The organism is Proteus myxofaciens ATCC 19692, from assembly GCF_001654855.1.
Taxonomy (GTDB): Bacteria; Pseudomonadota; Gammaproteobacteria; order Enterobacterales; family Enterobacteriaceae; genus Proteus; species Proteus myxofaciens.
Window position 1 is genome coordinate 1 of sequence record NZ_LXEN01000011.1, and the last position, 8,516, is coordinate 8,516.

9 protein-coding genes are annotated in these 8,516 nt (G+C 35.0%); 8 read left to right on the forward strand and 1 reads right to left on the reverse strand.

Features of this window, described 5'->3' with window-relative positions; all coding sequences use genetic code 11:
• The first annotated feature begins 382 nt into the window (after positions 1 to 382).
• The 7 genes from budA to M983_RS01190 all read left to right on the forward strand — a co-directional run bounded on the left by budA (position 383) and on the right by M983_RS01190 (position 6,655).
• Positions 383 to 1,198, forward strand: a complete 816-nt coding sequence (gene budA / locus M983_RS01160) for an acetolactate decarboxylase (protein ID WP_066745783.1) — start codon at positions 383 to 385, stop codon at positions 1,196 to 1,198.
• Positions 1,199 to 1,266: 68 nt separating this feature from the next.
• Positions 1,267 to 2,946, forward strand: a complete 1,680-nt coding sequence (gene alsS / locus M983_RS01165) for an acetolactate synthase AlsS (protein WP_066745786.1) — start codon at positions 1,267 to 1,269, stop codon at positions 2,944 to 2,946.
• A gap of 290 nt (positions 2,947 to 3,236) precedes the next feature.
• Complete coding sequence (locus M983_RS01170) at positions 3,237 to 3,671, forward strand: PPC domain-containing DNA-binding protein (protein WP_066745789.1); 435 nt, start codon at positions 3,237 to 3,239, stop codon at positions 3,669 to 3,671.
• 69 nt (positions 3,672 to 3,740) lie between these two features.
• On the forward strand, positions 3,741 to 4,316 hold the full coding sequence (locus M983_RS01175; protein ID WP_066745792.1) for an ECF transporter S component: 576 nt from the start codon (positions 3,741 to 3,743) through the stop codon (positions 4,314 to 4,316).
• Between the two features lie 2 nt (positions 4,317 to 4,318).
• Positions 4,319 to 5,023, forward strand: a complete 705-nt coding sequence (locus M983_RS01180) for an energy-coupling factor transporter transmembrane component T (protein WP_066745795.1) — start codon at positions 4,319 to 4,321, stop codon at positions 5,021 to 5,023.
• Positions 5,014 to 5,856 carry an energy-coupling factor ABC transporter ATP-binding protein gene (locus tag M983_RS01185; RefSeq protein ID WP_066745798.1) on the forward strand — a complete coding sequence of 281 codons (843 nt, stop codon included), beginning with the start codon at positions 5,014 to 5,016 and terminating at the stop codon, positions 5,854 to 5,856. The genes M983_RS01180 and M983_RS01185 overlap by 10 nt, the downstream gene beginning before the upstream one ends.
• The gene (locus M983_RS01190) at positions 5,843 to 6,655 is read left to right on the forward strand and encodes an energy-coupling factor ABC transporter ATP-binding protein (RefSeq protein WP_066745801.1); all 813 of its coding nucleotides are present in this window, start codon (positions 5,843 to 5,845) and stop codon (positions 6,653 to 6,655) included. The genes M983_RS01185 and M983_RS01190 overlap by 14 nt, the downstream gene beginning before the upstream one ends.
• A 98-nt stretch (positions 6,656 to 6,753) precedes the next feature.
• Here the strand turns inward: M983_RS01190 and M983_RS01195 are convergent, their stop codons facing one another.
• Entirely contained in the window at positions 6,754 to 7,812 is a 1,059-nt protein-coding gene (locus tag M983_RS01195) for an NAD(P)-dependent alcohol dehydrogenase (protein WP_066745804.1), read from the reverse strand.
• A gap of 171 nt (positions 7,813 to 7,983) precedes the next feature.
• On the opposite strand from M983_RS01195, the gene M983_RS01200 reads away from it, so the two are divergent.
• Positions 7,984 to 8,496, forward strand: coding sequence for a DedA family protein (locus M983_RS01200; RefSeq protein WP_066745807.1), 513 nt, complete (start codon positions 7,984 to 7,986; stop codon positions 8,494 to 8,496).
• Positions 8,497 to 8,516: the final 20 nt, after the last annotated feature.

Here is an 8,516-nt window from a genome sequence, read left to right on the forward strand (position 1 = left end):
ATTTACTCAATAAAAATCATTAATAATTAGGTAATAATAAGTAAAATCAATAAATTAAAGATCGAACACTTTATTTTACTTTGGCTTATTTATTCTACTGACATACCTTTAAGAATAATCTTAACAAAATATAATTATCTCGCTAAAGATACTTCATGATAACTAATCAATAATAGTAGTCTTTATTAAACTTTTTTTTAAACACAAATAAATTATTTAAAATTAGTTCATTATCATATAGATAAAAAAACACCGAGACGAAAAAATAAACAAAAAATAAAAAACTTACAATAAACCATTTGAAAAACTTATGATTGGTGCTAATAATTAAAGGGATGACCGAGAATTGATCATCGCCACTCAATATAGGATTGTTTTTATTATGAGTACCAAGACAGAACATAACGCGCTAGGTAGTCAACATAAAGTTACTCACTGTAACTGTGCTCAGGAAATAGTTGATTCTTTAAATAACTACATTAAGAACCACCCTGAATGTACGGTATATCAAAATTCGTTAATGAGTAGTTTGATTGCCGGTGTTTATGATAGCGATGTAACAATTAGTGATTTATTAAAACATGGTGATTTTGGTTTAGGTACTTTTAATCACCTTGATGGGGAATTAGTTGCTTTTGATAGTAATGTTTTCCAATTACGCTCTGATGGTAGCGCGAGAACAGCAAAACACTCTCAAAAATCCCCTTTTGCAGTCATGACATTTTTCAAGCCTGATATAGAACATCATTTTTCTCACACTGCAACGCAACAAGAAGTACACGATATAATTAATCAATACGTCCCTTCAGATAATTTATTCTGTTCTATCAAAATTGAAGGTGAATTTGATCTCGTTAAAACGCGCACAGTACCTCGTCAAGAGCCACCTTATCGCCCAATGCTAGAGGCGATTGAAGATCAACCTATTTTTACCTTTAACAACGAGACAGGTCTTATCGCTGGTTTTCGTTCACCGCAATTTACACAAGGCATTAATGTTGCTGGTTTTCATGAGCATTATATTAATGAACAACGTGAAGGTGGTGGCCATGTTCTCGACTACCAACTAAAAAAAGGTAAATTACAAATTGGTGTTATTTCTCGTTTTACCATTGACCTCCCCTGCCAATCAACTTTTTTAGAAGCCAATTTAATGCCAGATGATCTTAATCAGGCTATTCAGCAAGCTGAAAACTGAAACGAATAGCCTTTTATAAAATTATCAACCCATCTTATTATTCACTTGCGAAATTAAAGAAGGTTTTTATGAGTTCTGAACATTGGAAATGTGGCGCGGATTTAATTGTCAAACAATTAGAGCAACATGGTGTAAAACAAATTTTTGGTATTCCTGGTGCAAAGATTGATCGTGTGTTCGATTCTCTCGTTGATTCAACAATTGAAACTGTTGTTGTGCGCCATGAAGCAAATGCTGCATTTATGGCAGGTGCAGTGGGACGTTTAACAGGGAAAGCAGGTGTCACTATTGCGACATCAGGCCCTGGTTGCTCAAATTTAGCTACAGGGATTGCTACAGCAACATCAGAAGGCGACCCTTTGGTTGCTCTTGGTGGTTCAGTAAAATCAGCGGATAGACTAAAACAAGTACATCAAAGCATGGATACTGTTTCTATGTTTAACCCTATTACGAAATTCTGTGCTGAAATCGATTCTGCACAATCGATTTCTGAATCAATGGTTAACGCATTTCGCCATGCAGAATCAGGTAGACCGGGCTCTGCTTTCCTTACCTTTCCAATGGATATTTTGAATAATCCTGTTGAAAGCCCATTACTGATCCCTAAATCAAAATCAAACATAGGTGGCGCCAGTAGTGAAGCGATAAAAGAAGCTATAAAAATGGTTTCTCAAGCAAAAAATCCGGTTATTTTAATTGGACTTCAAGCAAGCTTCCCTGAAAATGCATTAGCATTTCAAAAATTGTTAGATACTTGCCCTCTTCCAATTGTAGGAACGTATCAATCAGCAGGGGCTATAACAGAAAAATATTTCCCACTATTTGCAGGACGTATAGGTCTGTTTAACAACCAACCTGGTGATGAACTACTTTCACAAGCGGATTTAGTGGTGACTTTAGGTTATAGCCCTATTGAGTATGAACCGACCTTATGGAATAACAATAATTCAACAATTATTCATATTGATGAAATTCCAGCTGAGATAGATTTAGCATATTGCCCTGCATTAGAGTTAACCGGTAATATTAAACTAACGCTTGAGACGCTTACTGATTTATTGAAACAGAATTCTACGCCTAAAATAGAATTATCAAGCTCAGCAAAAAACATTCTAGAAAAAATTCATCAGCAGCGTGAAATTCTGCAACAAAATAGCTATTTTAGACAAGGTTCCCCTATTCATCCATTAACTATCATTCATGAGATGCAAGACATTATTAATAATGATGTTACGCTGTGTATTGATATGGGGAGCTTTCATATTTGGCTTGCTCGTTATTTATATAGCTTTAGAGCAAGACAAATGCTTATCTCTAATGGTCAGCAAACCATGGGGGTTGCATTACCTTGGGGGATTGGTGCTTCTTTTGTTCGTCCTTCAGATAAAATCATCTCTGTTTCTGGTGATGGTGGATTTATGCAATCTTCTATGGAACTTGAAACTGCGGTACGCCTTAATACCAATATTTTGCATATTATCTGGGTTGATAATGCTTATAACATGGTCGAAATGCAGGAAGAGAAAAAGTATGGACGCCCTTCAGGTGTTAAATTTGGTCCAATCGATTTCAAAATGTATGCTGAATCCTTTGGAGCAAAAGGCTTTAATGTAGAATGTGCTTCTCAACTTCGTTCTGTGTTACGAGAAGCAATGGCTGTTGATGGTCCAGCAGTATTAGCAATCCCTGTTGATTATCGTGATAACGCTAAATTAATGGAACATATTAACTACAATTTAATCATTTAGTTTTTACGTGATACAAAGCCAAAGCGATAAAGGATGAATACTTGTTATTCATCCTTTTTTTTCTAACGCATTTTCTCTTCACACTTCCTACCTCCTTTTGATTAAAAACAATTTATTTGTTAAAAAAAGGTTACTGTCTATTCCTTATTTTCTTTTTTCTGCCGATAATACCCCCAACTAGTTTTACGCAAAATAGGTGTATAAAGTTTTTCCTTTACTCACCACTTGCTGATACCAGAATCTAATAACCATAATTAATATAATATTTTTATAATGTCAGGAAAATAATCATGTTTTTAACTTCACTTCCTACATCTCATGCTCGTTTTATTGCAGCACGATTACGTCCTAATGAAGATGTTATTTCAGCAATACGCCAAATTATCATTAATCATCAATTACAATCTGCTTTTATTGCAGGCTGTGTAGGAAGTTTAACGGATGTCGTACTACGTTTCGCAGGTCGTGATGAACTTCATAAAATGACAGGGAAATTTGAAATTGTTTCCCTTATTGGTACTTTAGATTCAAAAAGTGAACACCTACATTTATCCATTTCAGATGAAAATGGCATGGTGTGTGGCGGGCATATGTTACAAGGATGTACAGTAAGAACCACACTAGAGCTTATTATTGGAGAATTGGAACAAACTGTCTTTGAACGTCAATATTGTCAATATTCAGGCTATGATGAATTGGTGATTTCTCAACGTACAACGATCTAGAACAATATCTATAAATAATAATTTTCTTATAAAACAATAATAATATTTTGATTCTAAGGATCTTGAATTATGACTATATCTATCAATAGCCGAACTTTAGTACTTATTGTCGTTTCAATTGCCATTAATATGATCGGAGGCCAAATTGCCACAACAATAAAACTGCCTATTTTTTTAGATTCTATTGGTACGTTGATTGCCGCATTATTAGGTGGTCCCTGGGTTGCTCTTTTTTCTGGCTTATTAACCAATTTATTATGGAGCTTAATAACTGGACCTATAGCAACCGCATTTGCGCCTGTTGCTATGATTATTGGATTTACTGCTGGTTTACTAGCTCGTACAGGTGGTTTTCGTTCATTAATACGTGTTATCGGCTCTGGAATTATTATTACATTGGCATTAATGCTGGTCGCCGTTCCTATTCGAACTTATTTGTTTGCGGGGGCAACTGGTAGTGGTGCAGACTTTTTTGTTGCTTATTTTCATGCTATGGGTGAAAACCTTATTGAATCGGTTGCCATTACTGTTTTAGGTGCGAATCTTGCAGATAAAATATTGTCTGCGATTATCGCTTGGTTATTAGTACGACAATTACCTCTACGGGCCCAGCGTAATTTCCCATTAATGGCAAAGGTGCATTAATAATGCACCCGTTTACATCACTGATGCTGTGGTTATTACTCAGTGCTAGTGTGATTTTTTTATCTTTAAGTATGCCACTATATATTATCAGCATTGGGACATTTGTTACTTTATTAATATGGAAAACATCTCGCTGGCGCTGGCGTTTTGTTGTTAGTTTTATGTTACCTATGGCGCTTGGTTTATGGCTTGTTCATAGTGGTTGGATTGCATATTGGTTAACCGGTTTGCCACTTAATACTAGCCAACAGCCTATTGCTATTGCGTTATGGTTAAGATTATTAGCAATAATAAGTAGTGCACAATTATGGTTGCAATACACACCAACAGAACAATTTATTAGAGCGTTATTTGCCAGCCGCTTACCCATGAGCCTTTCATATTTATTAGCAGGGCCACTGCTACTTTCAGAACAATTACGTCAACAATTACAAAATATAAAAGAAGCTCAACTAGCAAGAGGTGTTCCACTTGATGGTACTTTCTGCCAGCGCATTATTTATTTACCCGCACTTATTTTACCGCTAATTAGCCATGTATTAAGTGAGTTAGCAATACGAGGTGCTGCTCTTGATATGCGAGGATTTAGAATAATTGCTAAACGCACTACAGTCTTTCCACCAGCTGATAGTCGTTTTCAAAAAATAGTACGATATATTATTTTAATACTTATCATATTTGAGGGAGGTATTTGGCTATGGTGGTAAATCTGCAACAATTTAGTTTTACCCCTGAAGGCGAAAATAATCCCATTATTGGCCCTTTTGATATTCAATTAAAACAAGGCGAATGGTTGACAGTTCTTGGTGGTAATGGCAGTGGTAAGAGTTTGTTAGCTCAATTATTAGCGGGTTGGTTTCCTGATCTATTAACAGGAACAACACAAGGTGTGGGGATTGTACAAAATATTGAATTAGACAAAAATCGTTTAGTCTCTCTTGCACCAGGTCGCCAGTTAGTGCAACAAGCACCTCAATTACAACTTTCAGGATGTGCTTTTACTGTTGAACAAGAAATTGCATTTGGTCCAGAAAATTTAGGGCTAAGTGAAAATGAAATTAAGTTTAGAGTAAAAGAAGCTCTTTCATTAACGCAATGTGAAGCGTTACGTTTTCGTCATCCAGCAACACTTTCAGGAGGTGAAGCACAAAAAATTGTGATTGCCAGCGCTCTTGCTATGCATCCTAAATTACTCTTACTTGATGAAGCTTTTAGCCGTTTAACCCCAATAGCGACAGAACAATTACAACAACGCATCAAACAATATTCAAAAGAATACCTATGTAGCGTAATCATCTTTGAACGTGACTTATTACCTGCAATTAGTCTTAGTAAACGTTTTTTATTATTAAATGCAGGCAAAGTTGAAGTAATAGGTTCATTACAAGATATTTTCCCTTTTATTTTTTCAACCATAAATACATCTGATGCTTGGAAAGTATTAGGCTGGTTAGTGAAAAATGGTTATTGGACTAAAGATATTGTGAATAATGACGCCGCATTATTAAACGCATTTAAGGAATATTATGTTACAGATTGAAGACGTAAGTTATCGTTGGAATGAAGATGTTCCACCTTGTATTTCTAATCTGTCATTTACTTTTGCAAAAGGCGAATGGATAACCTTAGTCGGCGATAATGGAGCAGGTAAATCGACATTATTACGGCTTCTTGCCGGCTTATTAACACCTCATCACGGTGATATTCGATTAAATGGCCAATCTTTATCTTTAATAAAGGCCTCACAACGAGCTCAGTATATTGGCGTATTATTTCAAGAGCCTGAGCGTCAAATTTTTTATAACAGTGTAGAAAAAGAAGTTGCCTTTGGTTTAAAACAGCGAAAGTATGCTAAAAGTGAAATAAATAAACGGCTAGACGAAACATTATCATTATGTGGTTTAAGTGATGTGGCACATTTACATCCACTTGATTTACATGTGGGACAACGCAGAATGGTTGCTGTCGCGAGTATTAGTATTCTTTCACCGTCTATTTTGCTACTTGATGAGCCCACTCGTGATTTTGATGTATATTGGCTTAACTGTTTTGAACATTGGCTTGAAAGACAAAAAGAGCAAGGAACGTCAGTATTAGCAATCAGTCATGATTTTGACTTTACAGCTCGCCATTTTCAGCGTGTTATTCATTTATCTTCAGGTAAATTAATTGCAGATGGTTTACCTGAGCATGTATTAATGGATACAACATTGCAATCGCTTACAGATATCCCTGCACCGACGCTTTATTCACTCAGTAAAAAGCTAGGAATTCCTTTAGAAAACAATCCTGAAGAATGGGCAAAAATGCTTATTAGCAAAAAAACGTTTTCTAAATAAAAAAAGAGCCATAATTTAGCAATATCGTTAAATCAATGGCTCCTCATTAAAATATCACACTATTTTCACACTAACATTAAAAGCAATAATATCCATATTTACCCAGCTTTTAATGTTTTCATATCAATAACAAAGCGATATTTCACATCACTATTTAGCATTCGCTCATAGGCTTTATTAATATTTTTAATATCGATAACCTCAACATCTGCGGTGATATTGTGCTTGCCACAAAAATCTAGCATTTCTTGTGTTTCTTTTATACCACCTATACATGAGCCTGCAATTGAACGACGACCGAAGATCATTGAGACAGTATTAATGGTTTGATTAATTTCACCAACAAAACCAACAATTACCAACGTTCCATCAATAGCCAATGTTGATAAATAAGGATTAATATCATGAGAATAAGGAACTGTATCTATAATAAGATCAAATTCGTTTTTTACTGCATCCATTTGTACATTATCGGTTGATAATACGACATGATGTGCGCCTAATCGTCTGCCGTCCGCTTCTTTATCCTTTGAGCGAGTAAACAACGTTACTTCAGCACCCAAAGCATAAGCTAATTTTAAGGCCATATGCCCTAGCCCGCCTAAGCCTACAACAGCAACTTTACTCCCTTTAGTAACACCCCATTGGCGTAAAGGTGACCATGCCGTAATTCCTGCACATAATAAAGGTGCAACAGCTTCAAGTGCTAAATTATTGGGAATATGAAGAACAAAATGCTCAGGGCATAAAATAGATTGAGAATAGCCACCATGTGTCAGCTTATTATCACGACGATCGTAGCTATTATAAGTCAGAGTAAAACCTTCTTCACAATATTGTTCAAAACCTTGTTGGCATGGCACACATTGTTGGCAAGAATCAACCATACAACCAACACCGACTAAGTCACCAACTTTAAATCGACTCACTTTACTACCAACAGAAGAAATATAACCAATAATTTCATGCCCGGGGACTAATGGATAAATGCTGCCTCCCCAATCATTACGCGCAAGATGTAAATCTGTATGACAAACACCACAATACGCAATATCGATAGAGACATCATTATCACGCAATTCTCGGATACTGAATTGGTAAGGTACTAAAGGAGTTGTCGGCGACTTTGCTGCATAGCCTAAAATTTGCTTAATCATTTAAGGGCTCCTTATCTAGATTAATTAATTATTAACCACTGTAAAAATCATCATTAATAATAATCATTCTATATGTTAGAATTCAGTTAATATGTAAAAAACATGCCTTAAATAAATTTAAACCATTAATATTAATTGTTATTTATTTTTAAATTAGCTGGAGATATATAAATGGAAACATTTCACTCTATAATAAACTCATTAAGTAATTTATCTCCTGCTATATTATTTATTTCAGTAGCATTACTTACAGCAGGTAAATCCACTATTGGTATTTCTTCTTTTTTGCCACCCGCCTCTGTAATGTTAATTTTGATTTTTAGTGCCTGTTTACCTAATCACTCTGCAATATTATTGTGGTTTGCAACAAGTTTAGGCGCGTTATTAGGGTCTGTTTTAAGTTATGAACTAGGCCGTTCAATTTATTATTTTCCTAAACTTAAAAAATGGCTAACTCGCTATCAGGAAAAAATTTCTCATATACAAAATTTATTAAAAAAGAAGACGGTTTATATCCTTTTTATTTCTCGTTTTTTGGCAGTATTTCGTTATTTAACACCATTTAGTGCAGGGTTATTAAAACTTCCTGCTTATGGCGTTTACTTAACAAGCACCTTCTCTGCTTTTGTTTGGTCAGTAATATTTATATTAATATCAACAGGTATTATTTCAATTAGTTTATAAATACTCATTAGTTTAAATAG